This window comes from Burkholderia theae (assembly GCF_048565265.1).
GTDB classification, from domain to species: Bacteria; Pseudomonadota; Gammaproteobacteria; order Burkholderiales; family Burkholderiaceae; genus Burkholderia; species Burkholderia theae.
Genome location: NZ_CP183461.1, coordinates 381,103 through 396,868 on the forward strand (window position 1 = coordinate 381,103; position 15,766 = coordinate 396,868).

Annotated in this window: 14 protein-coding genes; 10 read left to right on the top strand and 4 right to left on the bottom strand. The window is 65.1% G+C overall.

What is annotated here, in order from left to right; translation table 11 throughout:
* Nucleotides 1–69: 69 nt before the first annotated feature.
* From ACN22W_RS01855 to dsbD, 4 genes are all read left to right on the top strand, one after another.
* Nucleotides 70–1,047 (top strand): DNA-directed RNA polymerase subunit alpha, encoded by a 978-nt coding sequence (locus tag ACN22W_RS01855; RefSeq protein ID WP_006477176.1) that lies wholly within the window; start codon nucleotides 70–72, stop codon nucleotides 1,045–1,047.
* A 137-nt stretch (nucleotides 1,048–1,184) separates the two neighbouring features.
* Nucleotides 1,185–1,580, top strand: coding sequence for a 50S ribosomal protein L17 (gene rplQ, locus ACN22W_RS01860; RefSeq protein ID WP_006477175.1), 396 nt, complete (start codon nucleotides 1,185–1,187; stop codon nucleotides 1,578–1,580).
* 201 nt (nucleotides 1,581–1,781) lie between these two features.
* The gene (gene cutA, locus ACN22W_RS01865) at nucleotides 1,782–2,090 is read left to right on the top strand and encodes a divalent-cation tolerance protein CutA (RefSeq protein WP_419685972.1); all 309 of its coding nucleotides are present in this window, start codon (nucleotides 1,782–1,784) and stop codon (nucleotides 2,088–2,090) included.
* A gap of 10 nt (nucleotides 2,091–2,100) precedes the next feature.
* Nucleotides 2,101–3,945 (top strand): protein-disulfide reductase DsbD, encoded by a 1,845-nt coding sequence (dsbD, locus tag ACN22W_RS01870; RefSeq protein ID WP_419685973.1) that lies wholly within the window; start codon nucleotides 2,101–2,103, stop codon nucleotides 3,943–3,945.
* 157 nt (nucleotides 3,946–4,102) lie between these two features.
* Here dsbD and hemB read toward each other — a convergent pair whose 3' ends face one another.
* Together hemB and yihA are read right to left on the bottom strand one after the other, a co-directional pair.
* On the bottom strand, nucleotides 4,103–5,101 hold the full coding sequence (gene hemB, locus ACN22W_RS01875; RefSeq protein WP_034209736.1) for a porphobilinogen synthase: 999 nt from the start codon (nucleotides 5,099–5,101) through the stop codon (nucleotides 4,103–4,105).
* A gap of 253 nt (nucleotides 5,102–5,354) precedes the next feature.
* The gene (gene yihA / locus ACN22W_RS01880) at nucleotides 5,355–6,014 is read right to left on the bottom strand and encodes a ribosome biogenesis GTP-binding protein YihA/YsxC (RefSeq protein ID WP_193097485.1); all 660 of its coding nucleotides are present in this window, start codon (nucleotides 6,012–6,014) and stop codon (nucleotides 5,355–5,357) included.
* Nucleotides 6,015–6,228: 214 nt separating this feature from the next.
* Between yihA and ACN22W_RS01885 the strand changes: the two genes are divergently transcribed.
* From ACN22W_RS01885 to msrQ, 5 genes are all read left to right on the top strand, one after another.
* Complete coding sequence (locus ACN22W_RS01885) at nucleotides 6,229–6,882, top strand: c-type cytochrome (RefSeq protein WP_412022606.1); 654 nt, start codon at nucleotides 6,229–6,231, stop codon at nucleotides 6,880–6,882.
* 200 nt (nucleotides 6,883–7,082) lie between these two features.
* On the top strand, nucleotides 7,083–9,299 hold the full coding sequence (locus tag ACN22W_RS01890) for a cytochrome c biogenesis protein ResB (RefSeq protein ID WP_412022605.1): 2,217 nt from the start codon (nucleotides 7,083–7,085) through the stop codon (nucleotides 9,297–9,299).
* Between the two features lie 4 nt (nucleotides 9,300–9,303).
* Nucleotides 9,304–10,494 (top strand): c-type cytochrome biogenesis protein CcsB, encoded by a 1,191-nt coding sequence (ccsB, locus tag ACN22W_RS01895; protein WP_419685976.1) that lies wholly within the window; start codon nucleotides 9,304–9,306, stop codon nucleotides 10,492–10,494.
* Nucleotides 10,495–10,653: 159 nt separating this feature from the next.
* Nucleotides 10,654–11,649 (top strand): protein-methionine-sulfoxide reductase catalytic subunit MsrP, encoded by a 996-nt coding sequence (msrP, locus tag ACN22W_RS01900; protein ID WP_419685978.1) that lies wholly within the window; start codon nucleotides 10,654–10,656, stop codon nucleotides 11,647–11,649.
* A gap of 20 nt (nucleotides 11,650–11,669) precedes the next feature.
* A complete protein-coding gene (msrQ, locus tag ACN22W_RS01905) occupies nucleotides 11,670–12,356 on the top strand; it encodes a protein-methionine-sulfoxide reductase heme-binding subunit MsrQ (RefSeq protein WP_419685980.1) in 687 nt (228 codons plus the stop codon).
* Nucleotides 12,357–12,437: 81 nt separating this feature from the next.
* Here the strand turns inward: msrQ and lptM are convergent, their stop codons facing one another.
* Nucleotides 12,438–12,716: an LPS translocon maturation chaperone LptM gene (gene lptM, locus ACN22W_RS01910; protein WP_419685982.1), complete on the bottom strand. Its 279-nt coding sequence runs from the start codon at nucleotides 12,714–12,716 to the stop codon at nucleotides 12,438–12,440.
* A gap of 36 nt (nucleotides 12,717–12,752) precedes the next feature.
* Here lptM and cyaY point away from each other — a divergent pair, with 36 nt between their 5' ends.
* On the top strand, nucleotides 12,753–13,079 hold the full coding sequence (gene cyaY / locus ACN22W_RS01915) for an iron donor protein CyaY (protein ID WP_419685984.1): 327 nt from the start codon (nucleotides 12,753–12,755) through the stop codon (nucleotides 13,077–13,079).
* Between the two features lie 81 nt (nucleotides 13,080–13,160).
* On the opposite strand, the gene ACN22W_RS01920 is transcribed toward cyaY, so the two are convergent.
* Nucleotides 13,161–15,554 carry a penicillin-binding protein 1A gene (locus ACN22W_RS01920; RefSeq protein WP_193097491.1) on the bottom strand — a complete coding sequence of 798 codons (2,394 nt, stop codon included), beginning with the start codon at nucleotides 15,552–15,554 and terminating at the stop codon, nucleotides 13,161–13,163.
* Between the last annotated feature and the right edge of the window lie 212 nt (nucleotides 15,555–15,766).

A 15,766-nucleotide genomic window follows, 5' to 3' on the forward strand; every position in this document is an offset into this window, starting at 1 on the left:
TTTATTTTCTGGTTGTTACCGGTCAGCCTTATCGGTGTAACGAGCCGAGGGTATTGAAAAGGAAAGCCCATGCAAACCAGTTTGCTGAAACCCAAGATCATCGCCGTGGAATCGCTTGGCGAGAACCACGCGAGGGTGGTCATGGAACCGTTCGAACGCGGTTACGGCCATACCTTGGGCAATGCGCTTCGCCGCGTGCTGCTGTCGTCGATGGTCGGCTATGCGCCGACCGAAGTCACGATCGCCGGCGTGGTGCACGAGTACTCGACGCTTGATGGCGTGCAAGAGGACGTCGTCAACCTGCTGCTGAACCTGAAGGGCGTGGTGTTCAAGCTGCATAACCGCGACGAAGTGACGGTTACGCTGCGCAAGGAAGGTGAAGGCGTTGTCACGGCCGGCGATATCGAGCTGGCTCACGATTGCGAAGTCATCAACCCGAATCACGTGATCGCGCATCTGTCGAAGGGCGGCAAGCTCGACGTTCAGATCAAGATCGAGAAGGGTCGCGGTTATGTGCCCGGCAACGTTCGTCGCTACGGCGAAGATACGGCCAAGATCATCGGCCGCATCGTGCTCGACGCTTCGTTCTCGCCGGTTCGCCGCGTGAGCTACGCTGTCGAAAGCGCACGTGTCGAGCAGCGTACCGACCTCGACAAGCTCGTGATGAACATCGAGACGAGCGGCGTGATCACGCCGGAAGAAGCGATCCGTCAATCGGCCCGCATCCTGGTCGACCAGCTGTCCGTGTTCGCGGCGCTGGAAGGCACGGAAACGGCTGCCGAGGCACCGTCGCGTGCACCGCAGATCGATCCGATCCTGCTGCGTCCGGTGGACGATCTCGAGCTGACGGTTCGTTCGGCGAACTGCCTGAAGGCCGAGAACATCTACTACATCGGCGACCTGATCCAGCGCACGGAAAACGAGCTGCTGAAGACGCCGAACCTCGGTCGCAAGTCGCTCAACGAGATCAAGGAAGTGCTCGCTTCGCGCGGTCTCACGCTGGGCATGAAGCTCGAGAACTGGCCGCCGGCTGGTCTCGACAAGTAAGCCCGGTTGTAGCTGTAGTTGGCAAAGATGCGGATTTTCCTTTAAAATCCGCATCTTGCTTTTTTCGCTACCGGCCCGTGCACCCTTCGAGGTGCGATAGAAGAGCTGGATCAAAACTTTGAATCAAGGAAACTGAAATGCGCCATCGTCATGGTCTGCGGAAACTGAACCGCACGAGCAGCCACCGTCTGGCTATGCTCCGTAACATGTCCAACTCGCTGATCGAGCACGAAGTCATCAAGACGACGCTGCCGAAGGCGAAGGAACTCCGTAAAGTCGTCGAGCCGCTGATCACGCTCGGCAAGAAGCCGTCGCTGGCAAACCGTCGCCTGGCGTTCAACCGCCTGCGCGATCGTGACTCGGTGGCGAAGCTGTTCGACGTGCTCGGTCCGCGTTTCGCGAACCGTCCGGGCGGCTACCTGCGCGTGCTGAAGTTCGGCTTCCGCGTCGGTGACAACGCACCGATGGCACTGGTCGAGCTGCTCGATCGTCCGGAAGTCGACGAAACGGAAAACGTGCAAGAAGCTGAATAAGCTTCCGGTACGCAGCAGTATCTGAAAGGGGCCGAGCAATAGCTTGGCCCTTTTTGTTTTTGAGGCGCCGGCTGCGATCGATTGTCGCAGGCCGGCGCCGGCAGCGTTGCGCGGGCTGCGCTACGATACGGGGCAGCCGGCGTGTTTCCAGCGGGGCGACCCGTGTCGGCAGAAGCCGGTAGACCAGCCAGGAGGGCGCGGATGATAGTGGTGCTGATGCTGACGACGGTGCCCGATGCGGCGACGGCCGCGGCGCTCTCCGACGGCGCGCTCGATGCGCGGCTTGCCGCGTGCGTGTCGGAGCTCGGCGCGATCAAGTCGCGCTATCACTGGCAGGGCAAGGTCGAAACGGCCGACGAGATCCAGTTGCTGTTCAAGACGAGCCCCGTGCGGGCGCTCGAACTGGAGCGATTTATTCTCGCGCATCATCCTTACGAGACGCCCGAAATCGTCTCCTGGCAGTCGACGGCTTCGGCCGCGTACGGTCAATGGGTGACCAGCGAAACTTAACGTCTATTTCATGTTTAACGGTATGGCGCTTCCCGTGCGCGTGCGCGCGCTGCGGTTCCTTGCAGTCCTGTTGTCGTTCGTGCTCGTGCTGGGCGGGCTTTCGGCCGCGCGCGCGGCCGACGATTTTCTCGATCCGTCGGTCGCGTTCAAGTTCAGTGCGAGCGAATCGCCGGGACAGGTGGACGTTCACTTTAAGGTTGCCGACGGCTATTACCTGTACCGCGAGCGGTTCGCGTTCGCGGTGAAGGGCGGGCAGGCGACGCTCGGCGAGCCGCTATTCCCGGCCGGCCACGTGAAGTTCGACCAGACGTTCCAGAAGAACGTCGAGACCTATCGCGACGAAGTCGTCGTGCATGTGCCCGTCAAGCAGGCGTCGGGGCCATTCGAGCTCGCGGTGACGTCGCAGGGGTGCGCGGACGAGGGGATCTGCTATCCGCCGGCCGAGCACGTGGTGAAGGTCGATGGCGCCGCGCTCGGCGCCGCGTCGCCGTCCGGTGAAACGGCTGCCGCGGGCAGCTGGTTCGACAAGGTCACGAGTGCCGATTTCGCGCAGTCGCTGCTCGAAGGGCAGGGCTTCTTCACGATCGTCGCACTGTACTTCGTCGCGGGCGTCGTGCTGAGCCTCTTGCCGTGTTCGTACCCGATGATTCCGATCGTGTCCGCGATCATCATCGGCCAGGGCACGCGCGCGACGCATGCGCGCGGCTTCGCGCTGTCGCTGACCTATGTGGTCGGCATGGCGCTGGTCTACACGGCGCTCGGCATCGCCGCGGCACTGGTCGGCCAAAGCCTCGGCGCGTGGCTGCAGAACCCGTGGGTGCTCGGCGCGTTCGGCGTGCTGCTGGCCGCGTTCGCGGTGTCGCTGATTTCGGGCAAGGACATCGCGCTGCCCGCGCGCTGGCAGAACGGCGCGTCCGAGGCATCGAGCGCACGCCAGGGTGGCCACTTCATTGCGGTCGCGGCGATGGGCGCATTGTCGGCGCTGGTGGTCGGCGCCTGCATGACGGCACCGCTGTTCGCGGTACTCGCGTTCATCGCGCACACCGGCAATGCGCTGCTTGGTGGCGCGGCGCTGTTCGCGATGGGGCTGGGGCTCGGCGTGCCGCTGCTCGTCGTCGGCATCGGCGCCGGGACGGTGCTGCCGCGCGCGGGCGCATGGATGGATGGCGTGAAGGTGTTCTTCGGCATCGTGCTGCTCGCGGCCGCGCTGTGGATCGTGTGGCCGGTGCTGGCGGGCGGGCTGAAGATGGTGCTTGCCGCGCTGTGGTTGCTTATCGCCGCCGCGGCCCTCGGCCTGTTCACGCCGAATGCCGCCGCCGCGTCGATCTGGCGCCGCCTCGGCCGCGGTGTGGGCGCCGCACTCGCGATCTGGGCGGCGACGCTGCTCGTCGGCCTGGCCGCCGGATCGACCGATCCGGTCAAGCCGCTGGCCGTGCTTGCGGCGCGCACGGTAGCGTTGGGCGGCACTGCGGCGGCTGGCGCGGCCGCGCAGGATGGCCCCGCGTTCGCATCGGTGCGCTCCAGTGGCGAGCTCGACGCGCTGTTGAAGACGTCGGGCCAGCCCGTGATGCTCGACTTCTACGCCGACTGGTGCGTGAGCTGCAAGGAGATGGAGCATCTGACGTTTACCGACGCGCGCGTGCAGGCGCGGCTCGCGAAGCTCCATCTCGTGCGCGCGGACGTCACCGCGAACAACCCGGACGACCAGGCGCTGCTCAAGCGCTTCAACCTGTTCGGCCCGCCGGGGATCATCTTCTTCGATCGCAACGGCAACGAGATCGGGCGCGTGGTCGGTTATCAGGCGGCCGAGACGTTCCTGCGCAGTCTCGACCGGGCCGCTGTCCCGACGGTATGACGATGCGCGCCGGGCGCGTGCCGGCGGCGAAACGGGGTGCTCCCGCAGCATGAGCTGACGACTCGGCGCCGACAGGCGGCCTCGATCGGCGACCAACAAAAAAACGGCGGAACACCGAGGTGTCCCGCCGTTTTTCTTTCTGCCTGCCGGTGCGCGATCAGCGTTGCGCTTTCAGCAGACGCGCGGCGTCGAGCGCGAAGTACGTGAGCACGCCGTCGGCACCCGCCCGCTTGAACGCGAGCAGCGATTCGAGCACGACCTTGTCGTGGTCGAGCCAGCCGTTCATCGCGGCGGCCTTCAGCATCGCGTATTCGCCGCTTACCTGGTACACGTAGGTCGGGAAGCGGAACTCGTCCTTCACGCGGCGCACGATGTCGAGATACGGCATGCCGGGCTTGACCATCACCATGTCGGCGCCTTCGTCGATGTCGAGGCGCACTTCGCGCAGCGCTTCGTCGCTGTTCGCCGGATCCATCTGGTAGGTCATCTTGTTGCCCTTGCCCAGGTTGGACGCCGAGCCGACCGCGTCGCGGAACGGGCCGTAGAACGCCGACGCGAACTTGGCCGAATACGCCATGATGCGCGTATGGATGTGGCCGTCGCTTTCCAGCATTTCGCGAACCGCGCCGATGCGGCCGTCCATCATGTCGGACGGCGCGACGATGTCGACGCCGGCTTCAGCCTGCGCACGCGCCTGATCGACCAGGATCTCGATTGTGTCGTCGTTGATCACGTAGCCGTTCTCGTCGAGCACGCCGTCCTGGCCGTGGCTCGTGTACGGATCGAGCGCGACGTCGGTCAGCACGCCGAGCTCGGGGAAGCGCTTCTTCAGCTCGCGTACCGCGCGCGGGATCAGGCCTTCCGGATTGGCTGCCTCACGGCCGTCAGGCGTCTTAAGCGACGGCTCGATGGCGGGGAACAGCGACAGCACGGGCACGCCGAGTTCGACGCATTGCTCGGCGACATGCATCAGCAGATCGACGGACACGCGCTCGACGCCGGGCATCGACGGCACCGGCTGCCGTTCGTTGGTGCCTTCGACGACGAACACTGGATAGATCAGGTCGTCGGTGGTCAGGCGGTTTTCGCGCATCAGGCGGCGGGAGAAGTCGTCGCGGCGCATCCGGCGCGGACGATGAAGCGGATGGAAGCTCATGGCGATTGGACAGAAATCAGGGCGGTAAGGACCTTACGGAACCCTTAGGTGATTTTTGGGAGCGTTGGTATATGATAGCGATCGAGCGGCACGCGTTGCGTGTTGCTCCCCGCTTCTCCTCCCTGAGCGGGTGCCTGTCGTTTTTCGATTAGGCTGTTTGACCCGCCGTTAAACGGCGGGTTTTTTTATGAGCCGGCCGAATCCGCAGGCGCCGTCAGGTGCGCGCCGCCGATCCCGGCCGCGCGTTGCCCGATCATTGTGCTACAGGCGCGATTTCTTCGTCGGCGACGGACGGCCGCACCCAGCTCTCGATCAACTCATGTGCCTCGTCGAGCCCCGTGCGCTTCAATGCGGAGAACAGCTGGACTGTCAGCTTGCCCTGGACGCCCTGGTCGCGATACGCATCGAGCCCCTTTTGTGTGGTCCGTAGCGCATTGATGCTTTCCTGCCGCGTCAATTTGTCGCACTTCGTCAGCAGCGTGTGGATCGGCTTGCCGGTCGGCGTGAACCACTCGATCATGCGGCGATCGAGGTCGGTCAGCGGACGGCGCGAATCCATCATCAGGATCAGGCCGCAGAGCTGCGAGCGGGTCGCGAGATAGGACGACAGCAGCATTTCCCAGTGCGCCTTTGCGGCGCCCGGCACTTCCGCGTAGCCGTAGCCGGGCAGGTCGACGATGTTCGCGACGGGCTCGTCGGCCGGGCCGACGGAGAAGTAGTTGATATGCTGCGTGCGGCCGGGCGTCTTCGACGCGAAGGCCAGCCGCTTCTGGTTGCACAGCACGTTGATCGCCGTCGACTTGCCGGCATTCGAGCGGCCCGCGAACGCGATTTCCGGCTGCACCGTCGGCGGCAGGTCGCGCAGATGGTTGACGGTCGTGTAGAAGCGGGCTTGATGGAGCAGAAAGGCCATGGGAACCGGAAGGACGGGCGGCGCGAGCCGCTTGGTGGAGGCGGGGTAGCCCCGATAGGCGCAGGGGCTTTCAACACGATATTGTACAATACGGCGGTTTTACCGAAGGCCACCGGGCGCCTGCCTCGCGCTTTTATGCGGCTTCTGCGGTAGACTGAACGCCGTCGTTTTTTGCAGAACCTCAAATTCCCACAAGACGAAACAGGGTGTGCGAATGAATCGACTGTGCAAGTCTCTGATGGTGCTTCAGGTTGCAGCAGGGTTCGTAGGTTTCGTAGCAGAGGCAAACGCGGCGGATGCGGCAAAACCGGATCTCGACCGTGGCAAGGCGATTGCCGGGCAAGTCTGCGCGTCGTGTCACGGCGCCGACGGCAATAGCGCATCGGGCAGTTTCCCGAAGCTTGCCGGCCAGCATCCCGAATATCTGGTCAAGCAGTTGAACGACTTCAAGACGCAGCCGGGCGCGAAGGGGCCGGTGCGTACGAACGCGGTGATGGTCGGCTTCGCGAGTGCGTTGAGCGCGGACGACATGCGCAACGTCGCCGCGTACTACGGGTCGCAGACCACGAAGCTCGGCACCGCGCGCGATGCGGCGACCGTGCCGATCGGCCAGAAGATCTACCGCGGCGGCCTCGCCGAGAAGGGCGTGCCCGCCTGTGCGAGCTGCCACGGGCCGACCGGGCAGGGACTCCCGGTCCAGTACCCGCGTCTGTCGGGGCAATGGGCCGATTACACGGTCGCGCAGTTGACCGCGTTCCAGCAGGGTGCCGGCGCGCGTAACAACAACGAGGCGATGCATCAGATCGCGACGCGTCTGTCGGACATCGAGATCAAGGCCGTCGCGGATTACATCGCGGGCCTGCGTTGATCGGTCAGCCGCGAATCGAATGACCGGGCGCCCGAAGGGCGGCCGGAGTCAGAACAAGAAAAGGGTGGGGCGCCGCACCGTTGCGGTTGCCTCGCCCTTTTTTGTCAGCACTCGCCGGGCCGCCCCAAGCGTGCTGACCGCCCCCTTGGGGCAGCGAACATAGTGAGCGTGGGGGCTGTTTCCCCTTAGTCGGAGTTTGAATGAGCGTTACCACGTCGGGGTTGCAGTCGAAGTCGGGCCAGGGTGCATCGAAGCGCGCGATCGAGCTATTGAGCTCGATGCGTTTCGCGATTGCGCTGCTGGTGGTGCTGTCGATCGCGAGCATCATCGGCACGGTCCTGACCCAGGACGATCCGTATCCGAACTACGTGAACCAGTTCGGGCCGTTCTGGGCGGACATCTTCCGCTCGCTCGGCCTGTACAACGTGTACAGCGCGTGGTGGTTCATGCTGATCCTGATCTTCCTCGTCACGTCGATCTCGCTGTGCGTGATCCGCAACGCGCCGAAGATGCTCGCCGATGCGAAGAGCTGGAAGGACAAGGTCCGCGAAGGCAGCCTGCGCGCGTTCCACCACAAGGCCGAATACACGGCTTCCGGCACGCGCGCGACCGTGGCGGCGACGCTCGCCGCGTTCGTCACCAAGGCCGGCTACAAGCACGTCGTGCGTGAAACCGACGGCGCGACGCTGATCTCCGCGAAGCGCGGCGCGATGACCAAGTGGGGCTACATTTCCGCGCACTTGGCGATCGTCGTGATCTGTATCGGCGGCCTGCTCGACAGCAACCTGCCGATCAAATTCCAGATGTGGATGTTCGGCAAGAGCCCGGTCAACACGAGCGCGACGATCAGCGAGATCTCGCCCGACCATCGCCTGTCCGCGTCGAACCCGACGTTCCGCGGTTATGCGTGGGTGCCCGAAGGCCAGTTCGTGTCGACCGCGATCCTGAACCAGCCGAGCGGCTCGCTGATCCAGGACCTGCCGTTCTCGATCCAGCTCAACAAGTTCATCGTCGACTACTACACGACGGGCATGCCGAAGCTGTTCGCGAGCGACATCGTCGTGATCGATCGCGAGACCGGCCAGAAGATCCCCGCGCGCGTCGAGGTCAACAAGCCGTTCACGTACAAGGGCGTGTCGATCTACCAGTCGAGCTTCCAGGACGGCGGCTCGCAGATGCAGATGACCGCCTATCCGATGACGGGCGGCAATCCGAAGACCTTCCCGGTGCAAGGCACGATCGGCAGTTCGGCGCCGCTGCAGATGCCGGGCGCCGACGGCGACACGATCGAATTCTCCGATTTCCGCGCGATCAACGTCGAAAACATGGCCGACGCGAACGGCAAGCCGGACGTGCGCGGCGTCGCGAAGACGGAGTCGCTGAAGGAGGCGTTCGACGAACGGCTCGGCTCCGGCGCGAAGACCTCGAAGCCGACGCAGCTCCACAACATCGGCCCGTCCGTGCAGTACAAGATCCGCGGCAAGGACGGCCAGGCGCGCGAATTCAACAACTACATGCTGCCGGTCGACATGAACGGCGAGCGCGTGTTCCTCGCCGGCGTGCGCGCGAGCCCGAACGATCCGTTCCGCTACATGCGGATTCCGGCCGACAGCCAGGATTCGATCGGCGAATGGATGCGCCTGCGCGCCGCGCTCGAGGATCCGGCCGTACGTGCCGAAGCCGCCGCGCGGTTCGCGCAGCGTTCGCTGCCGGGCACCGACGCATCGTTGCGCGGCCGCCTGCAGGACAGTGCATCGAAGGTGCTGACCCTTTTTGCGGCAAGCGACGACAGCGTCGGCCGCGGCGCCGACGGCCAGCCGGTCGGCGGCTTCCAGGCCGTGGCGACGTTCATCGACCGCTCGGTGCCGAAGGCCGAGCAGGAGAAGGCCGCGAGCCTGCTGCTGCGGATGCTCGAAGGGTCGATGTGGGAGGTCTGGCAGATCGCGCGCGAGCGTGCCGGCGAGCCGGTCGCCCAGCAGGGCACCGATACGATCCGCTTTGTGCAGAACGCGATCAATGCGCTATCCGACAGCTTTCTGTATGGATCGCCGGTCTATTTACAGCTTGACTCATTCAAGCAGGTGCAAGCTTCGGTATTTCAGTTGACGCGCGCACCCGGAAAGAATCTGGTGTATCTTGGCAGCCTGCTGCTGGTTGCCGGCATCTTCTCGATGTTCTACGTGCGCGAGCGGCGCCTCTGGTTCTGGCTCAAGGATGCCGGCTCGGGCGTCGGTGTGGTGATGGCGATGTCCACGGCCCGCAAGACCTTCGATTTCGAGAAAGAATTCGTGCAGACGCGCGACGCGGCCGGCGTCGCCTTGCGCGCCGCACCTCGCGACGCCGCGCCCGCCGGTGCGGCATCGACGGCCCGCCCGCCTGCCGGCGGCGGTTCCGATTCCGAGAATTCCACCCGGTAACATCATGGATCTCACGCAAGTTTCCTCTTCCCATACGGCGTCGGCCCAGGCGCCGATTTCGTCGCCGCTGTTCGACGACCGTCCGTTCCTCGCGCGCCTGTCGCTGTTCGACTGGCTGTTCGCACTGGCGCTCGTGGTGGGCGCGGGCTATGCGCTCGCGCACTACAACGCGCACATGGATTACTACGACAAGGCGGTGATGATCGGCGCCGTGCCGGCGCTCATCACGCTCGGCTGGCGCTGGAAGCCCGCGCGGCTGATGATGGCGTCGATCGCCGTGATGTCGCTGCTGTCGATCCAGATCTACCAGGGCGATCTCGCGCGCGCCGATTCGGCGTTCTTCCTCAAGTACTTCCTGTCGAGCCAGTCGGCGATCCTGTGGATGAGCGCGCTGTTCGTGCTCGCGACGATGTTCTACTGGATCGGCTTGCTCGCGCGCTCGCAAACGGGCGCCGCGATCGGCCAGAAGCTCACGTGGGTCGCCGTGCTGATGGGCTTCACGGGGCTGATGGTGCGCTGGTACGAGTCCTACCTGATCGGTGCGGACGTCGGGCATATCCCCGTATCGAACCTGTATGAAGTGTTCGTGCTGTTCAGCCTGATCACTGCGCTGCTCTATCTGTATTACGAAGGCCACTACGGTACGCGCGCGCTCGGCGCGTTCGTGCTGCTGGTGATCAGTGCCGCGGTCGGCTTCCTGATGTGGTATTCGGTCGCGCGCGATGCGCAGCAGATCCAGCCGCTCGTGCCTGCACTGCAGAGCTGGTGGATGAAGATCCACGTGCCGGCGAACTTCATCGGCTACGGCAGCTTCGCGCTGTCGGCGATGGTGTCGGTCGCGTACCTGATGAAGGAGCGCGGCGTGCTCGCCGATCGCCTGCCGACCCTCGAGGTGCTCGACGACGTGATGTACAAGTCGATCGCGGTCGGTTTCGCGTTCTTCACGATCGCGACGATTCTCGGCGCGCTGTGGGCGGCCGAGGCATGGGGCGGTTACTGGAGCTGGGACCCGAAGGAAACCTGGGCGCTGATCGTGTGGCTCAACTACGCGGCGTGGCTGCACATGCGGTTGATGAAGGGCCTGCGCGGCGCGGTTGCCGCGTGGTGGGCGCTCACCGGCCTGCTCGTGACGACGTTCGCGTTCCTCGGCGTCAACATGTTCCTGTCCGGGCTGCACAGCTACGGCAAGCTGTAAGATTTTCGCCGCTCGTCCGACTATAAGACCGCCGGTGCACTGCGTGCCCGGCGGTTTTCTTTTGTAACGGGCGGGCGACCCGGGCGTCGAACGGCGCACGGTGGGTCGGGTCGAACGCTGATGAAGCGTGCGCGCGGCGCATGCAGGAGGAACTGCACGATGTGGATCAAACGTCCTTTGCGGAACGTACTGACCGGCGGTGATATCGCGCCCAGCGAGATCACGCCGCGCGCGGTGTTCGAGAACCGGCGGCGTATCTTGCAGGCGGCCGGCCTCGCGGCGGCGGGCGGGCTGCTCGGCGGCAGCGGCCCGGCATTCGCCGCGTATGCGTCGCCCGACGCGCGGGCGGCGAAGCTCGCGGCGAAAACGAATCCGAAGTTCGTCGCGGCGGACAAGGTGACGCCGTTCAAGGACATCACGTCCTACAACAACTTCTACGAATTCGGCACGGACAAGAGCGATCCGGCGCAGAACGCCGGCACGCTTCGGCCACGCCCGTGGCGCGTGAGCGTCGAGGGCGAGGTGCAGCACCCGAAGGTGTTCGATCTCGAGGAACTGCTGAAGCTCGCACCGCTCGAGGAGCGCGTGTATCGGCTGCGCTGCGTCGAGGGATGGTCGATGGTGATCCCGTGGATCGGTGTGCCGCTATCCGAGCTGATCAAGCGCGTGCAGCCGACCGGCAACGCGAAATACGTGCAGTTCATCACGCTGGCCGATCCGTCGCAGATGCCGGGCCTCTCGACCCCCGTGCTCGACTGGCCGTACTCGGAAGGGCTGCGGATGGACGAGGCGATGAATCCGCTGACGCTGCTGACGATGGGCGTCTACGGGCAGGTGCTGCCGAACCAGAACGGCGCGCCGGTGCGGATCGTCGTGCCGTGGAAGTACGGTTTCAAGAGTGCGAAGTCGCTCGTGAAGATCCGGTTCGTCGACAAGCAGCCGAAGACGAGCTGGAACACCTATGCGTCGAACGAGTACGGTTTTTATTCGAATGTGAATCCGAACGTCGATCATCCGCGCTGGAGCCAGGCGACCGAGCGGCGCATCGGCGAGGACGGCTTCTTCACGCCGAAGCGCAAGACGCTGATGTTCAACGGCTACGGCGATCTGGTCGCGTCGATGTATCAGGGCATGGACCTGAAAAAGAATTTCTGAGCGCGATGGTGAGAAACGACATGCCTCCTTCGACGCTGACGCCCGCCCGTGCCGCTGGTGCCCGACCGGCCGAACGGGCGGCGCGGGCCGGTGCGATCCGTGGCGCCGCGCCGCGCTGGCTCGTGCCGGCCAAGGTGCTGGTTTTTGCGGCCGGCCTCTATCCGCTCGTGCGTCTCGTGCTGTTCGGGCTGACCGACCGGCTCGGCGCGAACCCGATCGAATTCATCACGCGCTCGACCGGCCTGTGGACGCTCGTGATGCTGTGCATCACGCTGGCCGTCACGCCGCTGCGGCGCATGACGGGGGCCGCCACGCTGCTGCGCTTTCGCCGGATGATCGGGCTGTTCGCGTTCTTTTACGCGACGCTGCACTTCACGACCTATCTGTGGTTCGACAAGTGGTTCGATGTCGTCGCGATCCTGAAGGATGTCGGCAAGCGCCCGTTCATCACGGTCGGTTTTGCGGCGTTCGTGCTGCTGATTCCGCTTGCCGCGACGTCGCCGCGCGCGATGGTGCGCCGGCTCGGCCGCCACTGGGCGACGCTGCACCGCGCGATCTACGCGATCGCGCTGTTCGGCGTGCTGCACTTCTGGTGGATGCGGGCCGGCAAGCACAATCTCGCGCAGCCCAGGCTTTACGCCGCGATCGTCGCTGCGCTGCTGGGCTGGCGGCTGATCGCATGGGGATGGCGGCGCGTGCGTGCGTAACGGCGCGGCCTGAAAAAACAAAAGGCGATGACCGGGAGGCCATCGCCTTGTTTCGCGAGCCGCACGGGCGGCGTCGCGCCGTTACTGCGTGACGGCCGGGCTCGACGCCGGTGCGGGCATTTTCGATGCACCGCTCGACAGCTCGGGCGACAGCATGAGCGGCGTACCGGACGAATCGGGCACACTGTCGGTCGACGCGTTGTCATCGGTAGGCGTCACGTCCGACGGCGGCGTGTCCTGCTGCTGGATCGGCTTCGGCAGCGGAGGCACGGTGGGCAGATAGAGCGCGCCGCTTTGACCGCAGCCGGCAAGAATCGCCAAAGCCGCTACAATCGCGCTCATCCGGAAAACGACTCGCATGATCGTCCCTGAACAATTGAACCGATAGAGTTTAGCATGTCCGATACTGAATACCTGACCCGTGCCGAGGCCGTGCTGACGGCCGTCGAGCGTACCGTCGACACCGCGAACGACGGTGACCACGACATCGATCTGGAGCGCAACGGCAGCGTCCTGACGCTGACGTTCGAGAATGGCTCGAAGATCATCGTCAACCTGCAGCCGCCGATGAAGGAAGTGTGGATCGCCGCGAAGGCGGGCGGATTCCACTACCGTTTCGTCGACGGCGAATGGCGCGATACGCGTACGGGCACCGAGTTCTACTCGGCGCTCACCGAATACGCGACCCAGCAGGCCGGCCTGCCGATCACGTTCAGCGTGTGACGGCCGGGGCGCCGGGCCCCGAACGTCGTACCCAAAGAAAAAGCGCCCCGCGGGGCGCTTTTTTGATGTCCGGGCCGCGTGTCAGTGGCCGCGGAACAGGTTCATGATGTCCTGCTTTTCCTGTTCGTCGACGTGCGGCACCGCTTCGTCGACGTTCTGCGCGACCGGCGCCTGCGGCACACCGACCGTCGACACGAAGCCGTGCCCCGGTGTGAAGTCGGTGAAGTACAGCTCGCTGCCGAGCGATTCGACGCCGTCCGGCACCGTGGGCTTGAACTCGGGCACGCCCTTCAGCGCGGCGCCCATGTAGTCGATCCAGACCGGGAGCGACAGGCCGCCGCCGGTTTCGCGATCGCCGAGGCTGCGCGGGTTGTCGTAGCCGATCCATGCGATCGCGGCAAGCGTGTGCTGGTAGCCGGCGAACCATGCGTCGTGCGAGTCGTTCGTCGTACCGGTCTTGCCCGCGAGGTCGGTGCGCTTCAGCACGTTGGTCCGTGCGCCCGTGCCGCGCTGCGCGACGCTCTGCAGCAGGCTGTTCATCACGTAGGCGTTGCGGGCGTCGATCGCGCGCGGCGCGTTCTGCTCGGCGACGAGCGGCTGCGCGCGCGCGACGATCGCGCCGTTCGGATCGGTGACTTCGGCGATCAGGTACGGATTGACGCGATAGCCGCCGTTCGCGAATACCGAGTACGCGCCGGCCATCTGCAGCGGCGTGACCTGGCCCGCGCCGAGCGCCATCGGCAGGTAGGCCGGATGGCGATCGGCGTCGAAGCCGAAGCGCGTGATGTACTGCTGCGCGTACTTCGTGCCGATGTGGTTCAGGATCCGGATCGACACGAGGTTGCGCGAGCGCTGCAGCGCAGTGCGCATCGACATCGGGCCTTCGAAGCCGCCGCCGTAGTTCTTCGGCTCCCACGGCTGGCCGCCCGTTTCGGCGGCGCTGAAATACAGCGGGCCGTCGTTGATCACGGTTGCCGGCCCGAGGCCCTTGTCGAGCGACGCCGAGTAGATGAACGGCTTGAACGACGAACCCGGCTGCCGCCAGGCCTGCGTGACGTGGTTGAACTTGTTCTTGTTGTAGTCGAAGCCGCCGACGAGCGAGCGGATCGCGCCGTCCTGCGGAATGATCGACAGGAACGCGCCTTCGACCTGCGGCAACTGCGTGATCGACCATTTGCCGGCATCGTTCTTCACGACGCGGACGATCGCACCGGGGCGGATGCGGCGGTTCGGCTGCGCGCTGGTCGACAGCGCGCCCGACGCGAAGCGCAGGTTGTCGCCTTCGATCGTCGCATTGCTGCCGTCGATGAACGCGACCGTGATCTGGCGCGGGTTCGCGGCCGTGACGACCGCGGCAATCAGTTCGCCGTTGTCGGGGTGCTCGAGCAGCGCGTCGTCGATTGCCTGTTCGCGGTCATCGGCACCGGCCGGCAGCTCGATGAAGCCCTCCGGCCCGCGATAGCCGTGCCGGCGCTCGTAATCCATGATCCCCTTGCGCAGCGCGGTGTACGCGACCTGCTGGTCCGCGGAATCGATCGTCGTCACGACGTTGAAGCCGCGCGTGTAGGTTTCCTCGCGGTACTGCGCGTACATCATCTGCCGGACCATTTCCGCGACGTATTCGGCGTGCACGCTGAAATCGCGCCCCGGGCCCTTGACGACGAGCGGTTGCGCGACGGCTTCGTCGTACTGCTCGCGCGTGATGAAGTTCAGCTCGAGCATCCGCTGCAGGATGTATTCCTGGCGCACCTTCGCGCGCTTCGGATTGACGACCGGGTTGTACGCGGACGGCGCCTTCGGCAGCCCGGCGAGCATCGCCGCTTCCGCGAGCGTGATGTCCTTCAGGTCCTTGCCGAAATAGACCCGCGCGGCGCTCGCGAAGCCGTATGCGCGCTGGCCGAGATAGATCTGATTCATGTAGACCTCGAGAATCTGATCCTTCGTCAGCGCGCGCTCGATCCGGTACGCGAGCAGCATCTCGTAGATCTTGCGCGTGTAGGTCTTCTCGCTCGACAGGAAGAAGTTGCGCGCGACCTGCATCGTGATCGTGCTCGCGCCCTGCGACGCGTGACCGTTCGTCAGCGCGACGAAGCCGGCGCGGATGATGCCGGTGAGGTCGACGCCGCCGTGATCGTAGAAGCGCGCGTCCTCGATCGCGAGGATCGCCTTCTTGAGCGAATCGGGCACGTCCTTGAAATGGACGACGTCGCGGCGCTCCTCGCCGAATTCGCCGATCAGCACGTGATCGGACGTATAGATGCGCAGCGGCACCTTCGGGCGATAGTCGGTCAGCGCATCGAGCGACGGCATGTTCGGCCAGGCGACGACGAGCGCGTAGCCGAGCACGAGGCCGCCGGCCACGACGAGGGCCACGCACATCGCGGCGAAGCCGAGCATGACTTTTTGCCACCAGGGCCGCTTTTTCGGCTCCGGGGCAGGAGGCGGGGACGTAGGAGTCGTGGATTGCATAGGCATACCGGAAAACAGTCCCGCGATTATAGCTGCCCGGTAAGACCGGTCCTGACGCGGGCGCCGCCCGCCGGAACATCGCGGGTTGGCGTACCACCAGCATAGTCCTCGCGCGGCCGCCGCGAGCCATTGCTGGCCGTTCGGCCGACTGTCGGCCGCACGCACCGTTTTGCAGAATCAGGCCTCGGAAACGCGGCGTGGGCCGCGACGATCGCGGG